This window comes from Streptomyces sp. NPDC050704 (assembly GCF_040654355.1).
Lineage (GTDB): Bacteria > Actinomycetota > Actinomycetes > Streptomycetales > Streptomycetaceae > Streptomyces.
This window is the reverse complement of the sequence record NZ_JBFAHW010000036.1, coordinates 63,710-79,869: the sequence shown is the minus strand read 5'-3', so window position 1 is coordinate 79,869 and position 16,160 is coordinate 63,710. Positions and strand designations below refer to the sequence as shown.

14 protein-coding genes are annotated in these 16,160 nt (G+C 69.5%); 7 read left to right on the top strand and 7 right to left on the bottom strand.

Features of this window, described 5'->3' with window-relative positions; genetic code table 11:
- Nucleotides 1-149: 149 nt before the first annotated feature.
- The 5 genes from AB0I18_RS22195 to AB0I18_RS22175 all read left to right on the top strand — a co-directional run bounded on the left by AB0I18_RS22195 (nt 150) and on the right by AB0I18_RS22175 (nt 5,927).
- Entirely contained in the window at nt 150-845 is a 696-nt protein-coding gene (locus AB0I18_RS22195; RefSeq protein ID WP_363107271.1) for a response regulator transcription factor, read from the top strand.
- A gap of 252 nt (nt 846-1,097) precedes the next feature.
- A complete protein-coding gene (locus AB0I18_RS22190; RefSeq protein ID WP_363107270.1) occupies nt 1,098-2,171 on the top strand; it encodes a cellulase family glycosylhydrolase in 1,074 nt (357 codons plus the stop codon).
- Nucleotides 2,172-2,551: 380 nt separating this feature from the next.
- Nucleotides 2,552-3,079, top strand: coding sequence for a CGNR zinc finger domain-containing protein (locus AB0I18_RS22185; protein ID WP_363107269.1), 528 nt, complete (start codon nt 2,552-2,554; stop codon nt 3,077-3,079).
- A gap of 239 nt (nt 3,080-3,318) precedes the next feature.
- Nucleotides 3,319-4,746: an MFS transporter gene (locus tag AB0I18_RS22180; RefSeq protein ID WP_363107296.1), complete on the top strand. Its 1,428-nt coding sequence runs from the start codon at nt 3,319-3,321 to the stop codon at nt 4,744-4,746.
- Complete coding sequence (locus AB0I18_RS22175) at nt 4,743-5,927, top strand: FAD-dependent monooxygenase (protein ID WP_363107268.1); 1,185 nt, start codon at nt 4,743-4,745, stop codon at nt 5,925-5,927. The genes AB0I18_RS22180 and AB0I18_RS22175 overlap by 4 nt, the downstream gene beginning before the upstream one ends.
- 56 nt (nt 5,928-5,983) lie before the next feature.
- On the opposite strand, the gene AB0I18_RS22170 is transcribed toward AB0I18_RS22175, so the two are convergent.
- From AB0I18_RS22170 to AB0I18_RS22160, 3 genes are read right to left on the bottom strand one after another with little or no spacing between them, the layout of a single operon-like run.
- On the bottom strand, nt 5,984-6,676 hold the full coding sequence (locus AB0I18_RS22170) for a response regulator transcription factor (RefSeq protein WP_363107267.1): 693 nt from the start codon (nt 6,674-6,676) through the stop codon (nt 5,984-5,986).
- Nucleotides 6,673-8,022, bottom strand: a complete 1,350-nt coding sequence (locus AB0I18_RS22165; RefSeq protein WP_363107266.1) for a sensor histidine kinase — start codon at nt 8,020-8,022, stop codon at nt 6,673-6,675. Before AB0I18_RS22165 ends, AB0I18_RS22170 begins: the two co-directional genes overlap by 4 nt.
- A 7-nt stretch (nt 8,023-8,029) precedes the next feature.
- Nucleotides 8,030-10,288, bottom strand: a complete 2,259-nt coding sequence (locus tag AB0I18_RS22160) for an MMPL family transporter (RefSeq protein ID WP_363107265.1) — start codon at nt 10,286-10,288, stop codon at nt 8,030-8,032.
- A 392-nt stretch (nt 10,289-10,680) separates the two neighbouring features.
- Here AB0I18_RS22160 and AB0I18_RS22155 point away from each other — a divergent pair, with 392 nt between their 5' ends.
- Nucleotides 10,681-11,658 (top strand): hypothetical protein, encoded by a 978-nt coding sequence (locus AB0I18_RS22155; protein WP_363107264.1) that lies wholly within the window; start codon nt 10,681-10,683, stop codon nt 11,656-11,658.
- Between the two features lie 98 nt (nt 11,659-11,756).
- Here AB0I18_RS22155 and AB0I18_RS22150 read toward each other — a convergent pair whose 3' ends face one another.
- The 3 genes from AB0I18_RS22150 to AB0I18_RS22140 form a co-directional block, all read right to left on the bottom strand.
- Nucleotides 11,757-12,707 (bottom strand): SDR family NAD(P)-dependent oxidoreductase, encoded by a 951-nt coding sequence (locus AB0I18_RS22150; protein WP_363107263.1) that lies wholly within the window; start codon nt 12,705-12,707, stop codon nt 11,757-11,759.
- Between the two features lie 109 nt (nt 12,708-12,816).
- Nucleotides 12,817-13,212 (bottom strand): VOC family protein, encoded by a 396-nt coding sequence (locus AB0I18_RS22145; RefSeq protein ID WP_363107262.1) that lies wholly within the window; start codon nt 13,210-13,212, stop codon nt 12,817-12,819.
- Nucleotides 13,209-14,003, bottom strand: coding sequence for an ArsR family transcriptional regulator (locus AB0I18_RS22140; RefSeq protein ID WP_363107261.1), 795 nt, complete (start codon nt 14,001-14,003; stop codon nt 13,209-13,211). Before AB0I18_RS22140 ends, AB0I18_RS22145 begins: the two co-directional genes overlap by 4 nt.
- Nucleotides 14,004-14,122: 119 nt before the next feature.
- On the opposite strand from AB0I18_RS22140, the gene AB0I18_RS22135 reads away from it, so the two are divergent.
- Nucleotides 14,123-14,254, top strand: coding sequence for a hypothetical protein (locus tag AB0I18_RS22135; RefSeq protein WP_363107260.1), 132 nt, complete (start codon nt 14,123-14,125; stop codon nt 14,252-14,254).
- A 134-nt stretch (nt 14,255-14,388) separates the two neighbouring features.
- Here AB0I18_RS22135 and AB0I18_RS22130 read toward each other — a convergent pair whose 3' ends face one another.
- On the bottom strand, nt 14,389-16,140 hold the full coding sequence (locus tag AB0I18_RS22130; protein WP_363107295.1) for an RICIN domain-containing protein: 1,752 nt from the start codon (nt 16,138-16,140) through the stop codon (nt 14,389-14,391).
- Between the last annotated feature and the right edge of the window lie 20 nt (nt 16,141-16,160).

Sequence of the window (16,160 nt, the reverse complement as noted above, 5' to 3'; positions counted from 1 at the left end):
TGCCGGGTTACCACCCGAGCCACCCCGCGGACTGCGCGGCTCGTTCGCGGGCCGGCCAGGAAGCCACACGGCCGCCACCGCTCAAGCACACCCCTGAGTGCCCGGAGGACGCGGCCTCCACCCCTTTCCCCCACACATGGAGATGCGCCATGGCCACCGTTCTCATCGTCAACGACCAGTCCCTGCAGCGCCTCGGCTTCCGTATGCTCCTGGCGGCCCAGCCCGGGCTGACCGTCGTCGGCGAAGCGGCCACCGGCGCGGAGGCGGTCCGGATGAGCGCCGAACTCCATCCCGACGTCGTCCTGATGGACAGTCACATACCCGACAAGGACAGCATCGAGGCCATCCGCCGCATCACACGGCCGGCCGCTCTCCCCCAGCAGCCCGGCCCCGCTCGACCAGGCAGACGCTCCCCGCACGTACTGATCCTGACCACTACCAGCGACGACGAGTACACCTACGGCGCTCTGCGCGCCGGAGCCTGCGGACTCCTCCCCCAGGACGCCACCCCCGACGAACTGACCGCGGCCATCCACAGTGTGGCCGCCGGAAACGCCGTCATCACCTCCCGCCTGACCCGCGAACTCATCGACGCCATCCGCCAACTGCACCCGGTCCACCCTGCCGGGCGGGCAGACCGGCTCGACACCCTCACCGCACGCGAACGCGACGTGCTCACCGCCGTCGCCTCCGGCTGGTCCAACGCCGAGATCGCCGCACGGCTGTCCATCGCCCAGACCACCGTCAAGTCCCACATCACCAGGATCCTCACCAAGACCGGCGCCCGCGCCCGCGTCCAGGCCGTGGTCTTCGCGTACGAATCCGGCCTGGTACGGCCGGCCTGACGCCGGCTCTACCCGTCTCCCCCGCGCTCGAATCTGCCGTGCGGCGCAACGGATGTTACCTGTGGGAAACCTTGACGATCACTGGGCCGAGTGCCAGGATTTCCGCGCCGCCATGTTTACGTAAACATCACCGGCCGGGACGGTGTGTTTACGTAAACATGGCGGCGCGCCTTCCTTGAGTCCGCCGACGTCGACACCCACGCGACAGTCGTCGAAGGCAGCCGCTGGGCCACCGTCTGAAAGGGCAAGCTGATGCGCAAAACCCCTGCCAGGACCCGCTTCACTCCGCGGCTGCGCGCCGCCTGTGTGGCGCTCCTGATCGCCGCGACCAGCGGCACCATCGTCGGCAGCCCCGCCAACGCCGCGCCGAGCGGAGACACGACCCGACTCAGCAGAGACACCACCCAGTTCAAGGGCGTGAACTGGGCCGACCCCCGCGACAACTTCGCCGACGACCCCGTCGTGCTGTCCGGCCTGTCGACCTCGGACACCTACGCCCAGACCTACACCAAGGCGAGCCGGGTGATCTCGGCGTTCCGCGCGAACCTCGGTGCCAACACCGTCCGGCTGCCCATCAACCCGTACACCGTCAACGGCTCCTACTGGAAGTCCTATCGCGGGGTCATCGACGCGGCGTCGGACAAGGGTTTCAAGGTCATCCTTTCCTACTGGGAGGGGACGGGTCCTCGCAAGGACGGCTTCATCGATGACCCCGCCGCCTTCTGGCCCATGTGGAAGACCGTGGTCAAGGCCTACAAGAGTGACAAGCGGGTCTACTTCGAGCCGATGAACGAGCCCCACGGCTACACCGACACCGAATGGGCCGATATCGCCGCGAAGTGGCTGGCCACCTATCCTTCGGTCCCCCGGAACCAGGTGTTCGTCAGTGGCGCCGGCTACAACGACCACGTCACCTCCGTCTGCGCCGACCCGCGTCTGAAGGGCACCTACCTGTCGCTGCACCACTACGGGTTCTGGAAGGAGTACGCCACCTACGACCAGTGGGTGGCCGACCTCAAGGAGCGTATCGGTGACTGCGCGAACCGGACCGTCGCGGACGAGTTCGGCGCCCACATGACCACGGGCTTCAACTACAACAAGCCGACTCCCGACAACAACTTCGTCAACTTCATGCAGGCCGTCACCGACACCTTCCGCGAGCTCAAGATGGGCTCCGTCTACTGGCCCGGCCTGCGCACCGGCGACACGTACTCGCTGCAGACCCTGATCGGCGACCCTGCCCGGCCCTGGCTGGCCACCACCAACCAGTCCGGCGCCGACCGACTTGCCTGGGGCTGGGGACGCGGTACGCCCGTCCGCCCCTGACCGGCCCGCTCCGCACGGCCTCGGAGACTCTGCCCCACCACTCGGGGCAGAGCCTCCGAGGCCGTTGCCGTGCTGCTCCCGGCAGAGTGCGAGATGTAATGGTTGAATGTATTTGACCCATGACCGCACCCTGGCGGACATGGAACGAATCGCAGATGTGCGGCATGGATCGTGGTGGTGCCCGTCCTGTGGCCTCTCCTCCGAACTCTGCCGGCCGATATCAGAACACTTCACGTCCGAGGGAATGGTGCGGTACCTGTGGTGCACCACCAGTGGATGGATCATCACTCGCTCCGACTTCCAACTGATCCAGGTGAGTGAACAGAGCGGGGAAATCCAGTCCGCGACACATGGGGTTTCGTAACTCCCGAGAAGGTCACGTGCAGCAAAACCATTACGGCCGCCTTGGGGCGGTACTGTCCGCCGATTTGATCAATCTTCCCGAGCTGAGCGCCACAAGCATTCAAAGCCTGCTCGAGGCACACGAGATTCGTCGCGCAGAGACCGCTGATGCCGATGTGGAAGGCTTTGGGCGCTGGCGGGATCAACTGGCGCGGGTGTTCGACGAAAGGGATCCGGCTGAGCAGTGCTCAGCCGTGAACGATCTGCTGACGGAGGCAACCATCCGTCCATGGGTGACCACCCACGACGGTCTTCAGCCTCATCTTCACTTCGTACCGGACTCGGCTGACGTGCTCTCCCGGGTCAAGGCGGTCACCGCCGGTGGACTCGCCTTCGTCCTGTGCTGGGAAGGGGGCGCGAGGCTGGGGCGGTGCATGCGCGCCGGGTGCTCCCGAGCGTATGTGGACACCTCCAGGAACGGGCGCCGGCGCTATTGCACAGCACGCTGCGGAAACACCGAAGCGGTGATGCGGCACCGTTCCCGGTACTCGCGCCCGAAGCCCTGACCCGGCTCGCCGATTCTCCTTCTCGGACACGGCCGGCGGCCGTGCTTCCGCCGACCGGGTGAGGCCCAGGTCAGCCTGTAGTGCGCAGGCACCAGGACGCGTGAGTGGCTGGTCCGGGCGCACCAGGGGAAGACGGCGGCGGCGGACGATGCCCGGCGGGGCGCCGGAGGCAAGTGTTGGAGGCGCGCGAATCCCGCGCATTCCCCTTGCCCAGCGGCCTCTGGAGTGATCAACAGGTGATGAAAGGGACGTCAACGTCCGAAGCTTTAGTTACGGTGCCCCCGGTCCGCATCGGAAGGCTGTCGATCGGTGCCCTCGGCATCTTGGCACTCGCCCTCGGGACCCTGCAGACAGTGGTGGAACCCGCGCTGCCGCAGCTGCAACGTGAGTTGGAGGTCAGCCCCGGCGAAGGGGCATTGATCGGCAACGCCTTCCTCATCACCGGCGCGGTCGTCGCACCCGTGGCGGGCAAACTCGGCGACCGCTACGGCGGGAAGCGGGTGCTGGTCCGGCTGATGGCCGTGGTCGCGGCCGGTGGTCTGCTGGCCGGCCTGGCGCCGAACCTGCCGGTGTTGCTGCTCGGTCAGGTGCTGCAGGGCGCCATGGTGGGCGCGCTGCCCCTCTCGTTCATCCTGGTGCGCAAACACCTCTCGCCACGAGAGTCACAGGTGGCGATCGGGGTGGTCATGGGGCTGTTCACCGGCGGCGGCATGGTGGGAACGGTGATTCCCGGACCGATCGCGGAAAGACTGTCCTGGCACTGGATGTTCGCGCTGCCGACGATCGCGATCATCGCGACGACACTGGTCGTGGCTCGGCTGATGCCGCATGATCCGCCGGTCCGGTCGGACAACGGGTCGGACAACAGGATCGACTGGCCCGGCGTGGTTCTGCTGAGCGGCACGCTGCTCACGTTCATGCTCGGGCTGGTGAAGGTGACGGGCTCCGGCCTGCCGCCACTCGCGGCCGGTGCCATCGCGGTGGGCGTGGCCGCCCTCGCGACCGGATGGGTCGCCGTCGAGCGCCGGGCGGTCTCGCCGATGGTCGATCTGCGCATGCTGGCCAAGCCCGCGATGTGGCATGCGGGCGTGCTCACCTTCATCATCACCGTCAGTTCCGGGATGGTGCTCTATCTGCTCCCGCAGCTGTTCGGGGTGCCGGGCGACGGGTACGGCTTCGGAGCCAGTACCACCGACATCGGACTGTTCCTGCTGCCCGGCGCCATCGCCGGGTCGGTAAGCGATTCGGTCGGCGGGATCGCGGCGCGGCGTTTCAGTCCGCGTGCCGTGGTCGCCGTGGGCGCCTTCGTCACGGCGACCACGCTGATCGCCCTGGCGTCGCTGCACACCGCGGAATGGCAGCTCGTCCTCGCGAAGGTGCTGACCGGGTTCGCCGCGGGCGTCGCCAGCACGGCGTTGCTGGTCAGCACCACCACCGCCGTCGAGACCAAGGACACCGGCATCGCCACCAGCCTGCTCGTGGTGACGCGCGTGGTCGGCGTCGCGCTGGGCGCCCAGGTCGGCGGCGCGATCCTCGACGCCGGAGCCGACCCGGTGTCGGGCCTGCCGACCGAATCGGCCTTCGTCACAGGTTTCGCCGTCGCCGGCCTCGTCGCCGCATTGTCACTGCTCGTTGTCCGCATCACGAAAAAAGGAGCCCAGGCATGACACGCAGAGTTCTGATCTCCGGGGCCAGTATCTCCGGACCCGCGCTGGCGTACTGGCTGCACCGGTCCGGATTCGCGGTCACAGTGGTGGAGAAGGCGGGCGCGCTGCGCGCCGGTGGTTACCCGATCGACGTCCGCGGTACCGCGGTCGAGGTGGTCCGGCGGATGGGGATACTGCCGCGACTGCGGGACGCGCACATCGACTCGCGTCGCTGCACCTTCCTCAACGGCGATGGCAGTGAACTGGCCCCGGTCACCCCGAGCGCCGTCACCGGCGGTGTCGAGGGACAGGACCTCGAAGTACGTCGTGGGGATCTGGCCGCGAGCCTCTACGCGATCGTGCGCGACGACGTGGAGTTCCTCTTCGACGACTCCATCGACACCCTCGACCAGTCCGGACAAGGGGTCGACGTCACGTTCCACAGCGGGCGACAGCGCACGTTCGACCTGGTGGTCGGCGCCGACGGTATGCACTCACATACCCGGGAGTCCCTGTTCGGCCCCGAGGAGCAGTTCCACCGCTATCTCGGCTACTGCTTCGCCATCTTCACCATGCCGAACACCTTCGGGCTGTCCCGCGAACTGATGTTGTGGAACACCCCGGGGAAAGCCGCGGCGCTGTACGCCGTCGGGGACAACGACGAGCTGCACGCCTTCCTGAACTTCCACCGGCCGGAACCGCCGTTCGACACCCTCCGGAACCCCGACGCCCAGCGGGACCTGGTCGCCACGGTCTTCGCAGGCGCGGGATGGGAGGTCCCCGGCATGGTCAACGCCATGCGCGACGCGGATGACCTGTTCTTCGACACGGCCGGTCAGATCCGTATGCCCCACTGGTCCAGCGGCCGCGTCGCGCTCGTCGGCGACGCCGCGTACGCACCCTCGTTCCTCACCGGACAAGGCTCGAGCCTCGCGCTGGTCGGTGCCTATGTACTCGCCAACGCCCTGGCCACGAACCGGGACCACACTGCGGCCTTCGCCGCCTACGAACGCGACGTTCGCGAGTTCGTCGCCATGAACCAGGCACTGGTCGACAACGGTGCGGCCACGCTCTTCCCCACCACGGTGCGGGCCCTGGAGCAACGCAACGCCATGCTGCGCGAGCTCGACACCATGCCCTCCACGACAGCACGACCGGCCCACTCAGCCCTGACGCTGCCCGAGTTCGCCCCGATCCCGTGACCTGATACTCCATCCAGTGGTAGCCGGATCGTCGTCAGGGCGATCCGGCTACCGGACTACGGCAGGCGGTCGGTGCCGCCGTCGGGGGCGGTGTGGGCCAGGCCCGTCCGGTAGGCGATGACGACGAGTTGTGCCCGGTCGCGGGCCTCCAGCTTCGTCATGGCGCGCTGCACGTGGGCGCGTACGGTGAAGGGGCTGAGGAACGACCGCTCGGCGATCTCCTGGTTGGACAGGCCGGTCGCGACCAGGGCCACCATCTCGCGTTCGCGCGGGGTGAGCACGGCGAGCTGTTCGGCGTGGTGCGGCGGAGCGTTGTCCGGTGTGGCCAGGAAACGGGCGACCAGGGAGCGGGTCGCGGCGGGCGACAGCAGCGTGTCGCCGTCGGCGATCGTACGGACGGCGTCCGCCAGCTCCTCGGCCCCGATGCCCTTGCCGATGAAGCCGCCGGCGCCCGCGCGCAGCGCCTGAGCGACGTACTCGTCGGTCTCGTACGTGGTGAGGATCAGGATGCGGCTGGCACGCAGGTCCGGGTCCGCGCAGATCTCCGAGGTGGCGGTGAGACCGTCCACCTCGGGCATACGGATGTCCATGACCACCACGTCCGGGCGCAGTTCCCGGGTGAGTCTCACCGCCTCCCTGCCGTCGCCGGCCTCGCCGACCACGGTGATGTCGTCGGCAGTGTCGAGAAGCATCCGGAAGGCACCGCGCAGCAGGGCCTGGTCGTCGGCGAGCAGTACCCGGAGCGTCACAGCGCATCCCCGGCCTCTCCGTCGTTGCCTGTCGGTCCGTCGCCTGTCGCTCCGTCGGCCATCCGCCCCTCCTCGGGGGTTGTCGCTTCGTCAGTGCTCCGTGCCGTGTCCTTGGCGGGCGGGAGGGGCAGCTGGGTGGAGACGAGGAAGCCCCCCTCCGGGCGTCTGCCCGCGGAGAGGTGGCCGCCGACCGCGGTGGCCCGTTCACGCATCCCGATCAGACCGTAACCGGGTGGACGGTCCGCCGCCGTGGACGCACCCGGTCCCTTGGACGCTCTCGGTCCCGTGGCCGCGGTCGGCGCCGTACGGGCGCCTCTTCCGTCGTCGGCGACGGTGATGGTCACGCGATCGCGGTTCCAGGCGAGGCGCACCCGGGCGCTGCCCGTGCCGGCGTGCTTGGTCACGTTGGTCAGGGCCTCCTGGACGATGCGGTAGGCGGTGAGGTCCACTCCCGGCGGCAGTGGCCTGGCCGTGCCCTCCTGGTGCACCGACACCTCCAGACCCGCGCGGCGGAAGGACGCGAGGAGCGTGGGAAGTTGGGAAAGGCCGGGCGCCGGTTCGGCGGGCGCGGCCGGGTCCCCGGACTGACGCAGCAGACCGACCGTGGCCCGCAGGTCGTCGAGCGCGTCGCCGGTGGTCTCGACGAGCTCCTTCAGGCTCTTGCGGGTCTGCTCCGGGCGGGTGTCGAAGAGGTGGGCGGCGACCGTGGCCTGCGCGTTGGCCAGGGTGATCTGATGGGCCACCAGGTCGTGCAGTTCCCGGGCGATGCGCACCCGTTCCTCGGCCACTCTCCGGCGCGCCTCGCTGTCCCGGGTCTCCTCGGCCCGCCGGGCCCGCTCCTCCACGGCCGCCAGGTAGGCCCGTCGGTTCTGCGCCGAGTGACCGAGTACGCCGGCCACCAGCGGGAACGCCGCCACCAATGCCAGCCTGCTCGCGTCCTCCCACGAGTTGGTCCCGAACGGGAGGGTGGAGGCGACCAGCAGCGCCGTGGAAGTGAGCAACACCGCGCTCGCCGCGCGCCGTTCGGTGCGCACGGCGAGTGAGTAGGCGCTGATCACGGCGGGGGCCACGATGAGCGGGCTCAGCAGGAGACCCGACGGCCCGACCAGTACGCCGCACACGGTCGTGACCGCGACGGCGGCCAGGGGTGTCCTGTGCCGCACCGGCAGCACGGCACAGGACACCACGGCGATGAGGTAGGCGGCGGCGGACGGCGGAGACAGCGGCTCGTCGTCGACCTGCACCACGCCGCCGAACAGGCAGAGCGCGAACGCCGTCGCCGTGATCGCTGCCTCCCGCCACCACCTGCCGCGTGGTCGCGGGCCACCGCCACCCGTGTTCGTCATGGCCGGCTCAGTGCCGGTGCCGGCCGACGGGGAGCGGCTGCACCGCTGTGTCCGGCACGGTCGCGGAGGCCGGGACAGGCCTGCTCAGTTTCTCGCCCTCGATATCCACATTCGGCAGCACACGGCTCAGGATACGAGGCAGCCACCAGGCCCGGTGGCCGAGCAGTGCCAGAACCGCGGGCACGATCGCCATCCGGACCACGAAGGCGTCGAAGGCGACGGCGGCGGCCAGGCCGACACCCATCGTCTGGATGGTCGGGCTGGTCATCCCGATGAATCCGGCGAACACGCTGACCATGATGATCGCCGCCGCGGCCACCACGCGTCCGCTGTGCCGGAACCCGTCGACGATCGCCTCGCCGGGGGACGCGCCATGAACGTAGGACTCCCGCATCCGGGTCAGGAGGAAGACCTCGTAATCCATGGCGAGGCCGAACACTATGCCGATGATGAGAATCGGCATCAGCGACATGACAGGGCCGGTCTGCTCGATGCCGATCAGGTCCGCCGCCCAGCCCCACTGGAAGACGGCGACGAGGACGCCGAAGGCGGCACCCACCGACAGCAGGAAGCCGAGCGCGGCCTTGACCGGGACCAGGACCGAGCGGAACACCACCATCAGCAGGAGCACCGCCAGGCCGATGACCACGGTCAGATAGGGGATGAGGGCGTCGGACATGGCTTCGGAGATGTCGATGTTCATCGCGGTGGTGCCGGTCACCAGGATCGCGGCGCCCGTGTCGGCCTCGACGCCGGAGACCGCGCCCCGGATCGCGTGCACCAGGTCCTTGGTCTCACCGCTGTTCGGTGCGGTCTGCGGGACGGCGGTGAGGACGGCCGTGTCCTTGGCCCGGCTGAGCACCGGATCACCGACCGACGCGACCCCGTCCACTGCCCGTACGGTCTTGACGACCAGGTCCGTGGTGGCCCGGGAGTCCCCGGACCCCGAAGACGCTGACGTGTCCACCACCACTGTCAACGGGCCGTTGAAGCCGGGACCGAAGCCTTCCGACAGCAGGTCGTAGGCACGGCGCTGGGTGGTCTCCACCGACTTGGACTCGTCGCCGGGCAGCCCGAGTTCGAGGCTCAGCGCCGGCAGGGCGACGGCTCCGAGACCGAGTCCGGCGATCATCAGTACGGGCACCGGCCGGCGCAGCACAAACCGCGCCCAGCGGGCCCCGAGCCCGGGCCGGCCGGCCGCGGCGGGCACCGGGTGCGGGCGCTCGCTTCCCGGCCGGGTGGCCTTGCGGACACGGCGGGACAGTACCCGCCGGCCGAAGAAGCCGAACAGCGCGGGGACCAGGGTCAGTGCGACGAGTACGGCAAGGGCCACGGCGCCCGCGCCGCCCATGCCCATCTTGGTGAGTTCGGGAATTCCGACGACCCCGAGGCCGACCAGGGCGATGAAGACGGTCGCGCCGGCGAAGACGACGGCGGATCCGGCCGTGCCCACCGCCCGTCCTGCGGCCTCCTCCGGTTCACTGCCCTGGGCGCGCTCGTCGCGGAAGCGGGAGGTGATGAAGAGTGCGTAGTCGATGCCGACCGCAAGGCCGAGCATCAGCGCCAGGATGGCGACGGTGGACGTCAGGCCCAGCGGAACGGCCAGCGCGGAGACCAGGCCGAAGGCGATGGCCACGCCCACGAAGGCGGTCAGCAGTGACAGTCCGGCCGCGACGAGCGACCCGAGGGCGAGGACAAGGACCACCGCCGCCACCGCCACACCGATGATCTCCGTCGTACCGCCCAGTTCCTCCTCCGCGTCCAGGGCCGAGCCACCGATCTCCACGGTCAGCCCGGCGCCCCGGGCCTGGCTCGCGGCGTCCTCCAGGGCGCTCTTCGTCGACTCGGTCAGGTCGACGGCGTCCGCCGTGTAGGTGACCGTGGAGTAGGCGATGGTGCCGTCCTCGCTGACGGCGCCGGTCTCATAGGGGTCGGTGGTCGACGCGACCTGATCGCCCCCGTCCAGCGAGCCGAGCGTGTCCTCGACGGCCGCCTTGTGCTCACTGGCCGTCACCCGCTGCCCGTCCGGGGCCTGGAACACCAAACGGGCCTCTGCGCCCTGGGAGTTGCTCTCGGGGAAACGCTCGTCCAGCAGGTCGAACGCCTTCTGCGACTCGGTGCCGGGCATGGAGAGGTCCTCTTCCTCCCCGGCCGGCGCCATCGCGGCGGCGGCGACGGCGAGCACGAGGGCACCCAGCCACAGACCGCCCACGAGCCGGCGCCGCCGGAAGGCCCACCGTCCGATCCGGTAAAGAAATATCGCCACCTGTTGATCACTCCAGACACCACTGGGCAAGGGGAATGCGCGGGATTCACGCGCCTCCAACACTCCCCTCCGGCGCCCCGCCGGGCATCGTCCCCCGCCGCCGTCTTCCCCTGGTGCACCCGCACCAGCCACCCACGAGTCCTGGTGCCTGCGCACTACAGGCCGACCTGGGGCGGACCTTGACCTGGAGTTCAGCAGGGCACGAAATCCTGAAGTGGACAACTCGCCTGCCAGGACCAGCTGTTGATCACGCGTCCGGGCTCGGTGTGTTCGGCGTCCTGAAGGTACTGTGCGGAGCGAAGCCGCCGACGTGATCGCGGACAGTGCCCGGTTCGAGACCCTCGCCCTGCTCGACGGCGTCCTCGGACTGGAACTCACCCGGGAGGAGGGCCGTGTCCAGAGGCCCTGGGTGGCGGATGGCGGGCCTGGCCGGTCTCGCCGTACGCCGGAGCTCTTTTCGGCGACGACGCCCCGCCGTACGTCCGACGCTCGACCTGCTTGAGCCGTGGGAGCAGGAGGTCGACGAACAGACCGCGCGGGCCCAGGTACTCAGCGGGGTCCGTGGGTTCCCGTACCGTCCGCGCCGTGCCGAGGACGTGCCCGGCGGCGCGCTCGCGGCTCTTCGCCAGGCCGTCGGGGTCCGGGGTGCCGAGGATCTGCTCGTCGTCCCCGCCCAGACCCGCCCGGGCCGTCTCGGAGGCAGCCGTCTGCAGATTCTGACGCCTGCCGGCGTGCTCGGTTTCGGACCCGGTGGAGTGGCGTTGTGGGTCGGTCCACCCGCCCTCCCCGGCGTGCGGGTGGTCCTCCGGCCGCAGCAGGTGGCCGCGATCGAGACGACGCACATCCTGCTGTACGCCCGTCTGACGATCCTCGCCACGGACGCGCGGCTGAACCTCCACTACAACGCCGTCGCCCAGCACGAGCTGCACCCTCTGCTGCTGTCGTTGCGCCGCCGTGTCGCCCGCACCGAGCTGGACCTGCCCGACACTCCCCTGCCGAACGCCGGGCTGCCGTACAAGTGGCGACGACTGCTCACCTCGGATGCGGCGTGCCTGGACGACGGCGATCCGTTCGCCGCGGTCGCCGGGGCGCTGCCCGTGCCCCGGTGGTCGGAGGCCGCATACGCCGCAGCCGTCCTCACGCCCCGCGAGCTCGTCGTCCTGGCCGACCCCGTGCACGCCGCGCGGACCGTTGGCCGCCACGGCCTGGACACGCACTGCATCCCGCGCGCGAGGATCGAGCAGGTGCGCGCGGACGGGCCGCTCCTGCGAATCCGTGTGTGCGGAGCGGACTTGGAACTGCCGTTGGGTGAGGAACTGTCCGCCCGGGTCGTCCACTCCTTCGCTCGGCATCTGCCCACTGCCCCGTAGCGACGCGGAAGCCGGACGGTCGGCGAGCAGGCCGTGGCTTCCGCCGGAGTCCGGCCGCCTCCTGTCACAGGCTCCGACACAGCACCGCGAGGATCGGCTCAGAACGCGTTCACCCCGGTCAGTTCACTCGACAGTTCCCATAGGCGCGAGGCCGCCCGGGGATCCGTGATCCAGGGCTTGGCCCCGCCGATGAGCATGTCGTCGGTGTCGGCCGGCTCGGCGATGTCGCAGTCCTGGCAGTAGGCGCCGCCGTGCGTCTCCAGGAGCGGAGAGGTCGCGGCCCAGACGGCGGTTGCCGCACCTTGCCGCGGCGTCTTGAAACCGTCGGCCGGCTCGCCGTCCGGCGTCACCCAGCCCAACTCCAGCCACTCCGCACGCGGAACGTGGCGCTGCAACGGGGTGAGGATGCTGCCGGGATGTACGGCGAAGGCGTGCGGGCCGCTTTCGGCACCGAGGTGGGCAAGGTGCAGAGCGAACAGGGCGTTGGCGGTTTTGGACTGGGCGTAGGCGAGCCAGCGGTCATAGCCGGTACGGAAGTGAATGTCCTCCCAGCGGATGTCGGACAGGAAGTGGCCGGCCGATGCCACGGCGATCACCCGGGCGCCCGGGGCGAGGGCCGCGCGCAGGCGGTTGACGAGGGCGAAGTGTCCGAGGTGGTTGATGGCGAAGTGCGCTTCCCAGCCGGGGCCGACGCGGGTCTCCGGGCAGGCCATCACTCCCGCGCCGTTGATGACGATGTCGAGAGTGCGTCCGCTTTCCAGGAAGCGGTCGGCGAAGACTCGCACGCTCTCCAGGTCTGCCAGATCAAGCGGATGGACTTCTGTCCTGGGGGTGGTCCGCAGGGCTTCTTCGGCGGTGGCGGGTCGACGGGCCGGGACGATGACGTGCGCCCCGGCGCGGACCAGGGCGCGGGTGGCTTCCAGGCCGAGTCCGGAGTATCCGCCGGTGACCAGGGCGGTGGTGCCGGTCAGGTTGATCCCGGTGAGGACGTCGTCGGCGGTGCTCTGCGCTCCGAACCCGGTGCCGAGCCTCCGCTGTTCTGTGATCATGCGGAAGACGCTAGGACCTGGAGTGCGCGCTAGGTCAAGGCACGGTTCCCCGCCGGCGAGCGCGCCGCGGTGGGCACGTACCGTCCTCGGCGCACGAACGGGAAGCAGCTCAGCGTGCGGCAGGTTCGAAGAGTTCGACGAGGTTGCCGGCCGGGTCGGTAAGCAGGATCTGGCGGCCGCCCGGGCCTGCGACGACGTCGGTGCGGAAGGACAGCCCGGCGCCGCGCAACTGGTCGATCTCGGCGTCGAGGTCGTCGACGATGAGATGGATGCGGTTGCGGCCGGGCGCGGTGGAGTCATCGGGCGTGGCCCGGGCGCCGGAGCTCGCCGGCCCGGACAGCAGCAGCCTCAGCGGGCCGCGGACCACGTCGGCGAAGGCGGGCGCGGGGTTGCTGAGCAAGGTGAAGCCGAGGTGGTTGGTGTAGAAGCGGATCGCGGCCGGTACGTCGTCGACGATGTAGCGGACGGCGGCGAGTTCGTCGGGGGTCGTCTCGGATGTCGTCATGGTCGGGTCTCCGGATTCGTGGCGCGGCCGAGGACGGGCAGCAGATAGCGGATACGGGTGTCGATCTCCGCCGCCATGTGTCTGAAGGCCGGGTAGCTTTCCTGGTCGTTGTCGCCGGCGGCGGCCGGGTCGCGGATGCTCCAGTGGGTGAGTCGCGGCTGACCGCTGAACTCGGGCCAGACCTCGCGGACCTTGTCGCACAGGCTGATCAGGTGATCGAAACGGTGCCGGGCCACCGTGTCCAGATGACACGGCCGCCGGTCGGTGATGTCGATGCCGTAGTGCTCGCGCAGCACCCGCACGGCGTTGGGATGGAGCCGTGGTCCGGGGTGGCTGCCGGCGCTGGTCACTTCCACGTGGCCGCCGCCGCGGTGGCGCAGCAGGGCCTCGGCGATCGGTGAGCGGGCGCTGTTTCCCGTACACGCGAACAGCACACGAGGCCGGGCCGACCGGGCCCGATGTGCGGCAGCCGTGGGAGGAGACGGGATGGGATCGAGGTGTATCGCCGGGTGCAGGGCGACGCCGACGGCGGTCAGCGCGTGCGCGCAGCGCTCCAGATCCAGGTGGTAATAGCTGTCGCGGGCGTCGAAGCTGCTCCGGTGAGCGGTGACCAGCCCGCTTCGGCGCAGCAGCCGCAGATGGTAGGAGATCAGGTTCTGCGGGTGGCCGAGCAGGTCGACAAGTTCCCGGACCCGGTAGTCGCTTGCGGCCAGCGCGGTCAGCAGCCGCCACCTCAGTGGATTGGCGGCCAGGCTCACAAACGCCGGGGCGGTTTCACCTGTGGGCACCACACCACACAGGATACATCAAGCTGGTTTGATGGACTGGGGCTGTCCCGGGGGTGGGCGGGATCGGACCGGGGGACGCGACCCCACCACGCCGTGGACGTCAGGTCGTATGCTGGCCGGTTATGGGAAACGATCCGCACGAGGTCGGCGCATGGCTCCAGGGGCGCAACCCGCACCGGCGGAAGATCGGGTTGCTCGGCTGGACGCTGCTGGCCCTGTTCATGCTCTCGCTGCTCGTCCTGGGGCCGCGCTGACCCAGCGGCGCCCGGCGCGGCCGATCAGCACTTGATCCGTATCGCCTCAGCCGTCGCCACCGGATTCGGCTGCGGTGAGGGGCGTACGTCGTTTCAGCGCAGGACACTGCGACCACGCCGTACGCCCCATACGCCTACTGGACGAGCTGCCACTCCTGCGAGCCGTCCGCGACCGCGTTCTGCAGGGTGAGCGGTGCCCCGTCGGACGCACCGGTCAAGTACAGGCTCGTGTTCTTGACCGACTGCAGTTTGTGGAACCCGTCGTCGGTCTTGACGAGGTTCCAGCTGCCCGTGGCGCTGTCGTCGACCCACTGGCCGATCCGCTGGCCGACCGTCGCGTTGCCGGTCCAGATGGCTGCCGCGCGGCCGCCCGACTTGTTGAGCAGCGTCGTACCGCCCTTGGGCTCGGTCACCACGTGCCAGTACTGGGTGTCCGGGTTCGCCGCCGAGCCCGGCTCCTCCAGGGCGACGTCGGGCACGTCCCCGTTGCCGATGTTCGCGTCGTTGGTGTTGTTCCCGGTGCCGATCACCTGGTCGGTCCTGCGGTTCACCAACCGGTAGTAGAGACCGTCCGAGTGGCCGAGGTCGACCTCCGCGTGGGCGATCGTCGACGTGCCCTGGTTGTTGAGTATCGCGAGTCGGCCGGTGCCCTCGACGTACTGCAGATTGCGGCTGTAGCCCGCCTGCGAGGTCGTCTGGTATTCCTTCCACACGCCGTCGCTGCGGCCGCTCTCGTTGACCCAGACGTTGCCACTGCCCGCGGCGTTGTACACCAGGCGTCCGTCAGGAAGCCTGATGACGACCGGACTGCCGTTCATCGCGAGGGGACGGGACCCGGCGTCGACCGGCAGCGCGCCGACGGACTCGCCCGTCGGGGAACCGCGGTAGAACTCCAACGGGTTGTCAGCGAGCCGGTACCTGGTGTTGGCTCCGCCGCCCCAGTACTCGTACGGGAGAAGCCACTTGCCGTCCGTCGTGCGGACGACGTTCGTCATGCCCGGCCGCCCGCCGCCGATCTGCTTCTTGCCGCCTCCCATGTCCTGGGTCAGGCCGGCGATGTCGACGACGGGGGCGCTCCACTTCGCGCTGCGGCCGTCCCAGGTCTTGTGGGCGAGGATCTGGCCGTGCGAGTCCTTGGCCGTGTCGTTCTCGGGGTCCAGTGTCGGGACGCCGGTCTTCGGATCGAAGCCGAGGTAGTCGTTCTCGTCGGAGTAGTAGCAGACGAGCTTGCCGTTGTAGACCATCAGGTACGGCTCCCAGAGGGGGTCCACCTGCTTGTTCGTGTTCGCGGCGGCGATGTTCTGGCCGATGGCGCCCGCGCTGCCGCCCTGCCAGCCGCCCGTCGCGATGACGTTGACGACCTTCCACGTCGCACCGTCGTTGGTACTGGAGTACAGGGCGATCGCCAGGTTTTTGCGGTCTCCGTCGTTGGACGGTGTCCAGTTCGGGTCGGCCGCCTTGTGCTCGCGGTAGTAGTGGTCGTCTCCCGACACGACGCTGGCGAGGAGCAGCGTGCCCTTCTTCAGGTTCCCCACGTCCTGCGGCAGCGTGTAGAGGTACGGGTTCGTCCAGTTGCTCGTGTACTTCGCGTACTGGGGATCGCTGGAGAGGTACGCCGGCGCCTTGACCTCGGACAGCGGCTGCCACGACGTCCCGTGATCGTCGCTCTTGTAGACCGGCAGAGTCTGTCTGTCGGCGCTTCCCGTCGCCGGCACGACGGTGGACTTCTCGAACGAGGCGACCAGGCGTCCGCTCGGCAGCTGGGCCGACTTCGGGTAGACGGCGCAGTTGAACCGCCCCTTCAGGCACGGTTCGTCGCCGAGCTGGTACAGGGTCCCGCCCGTCGGGTTGTACGCCTGCGCACTGCCCATGGGTACCGCCAGCATCGCGGATGCCGCGACGAACG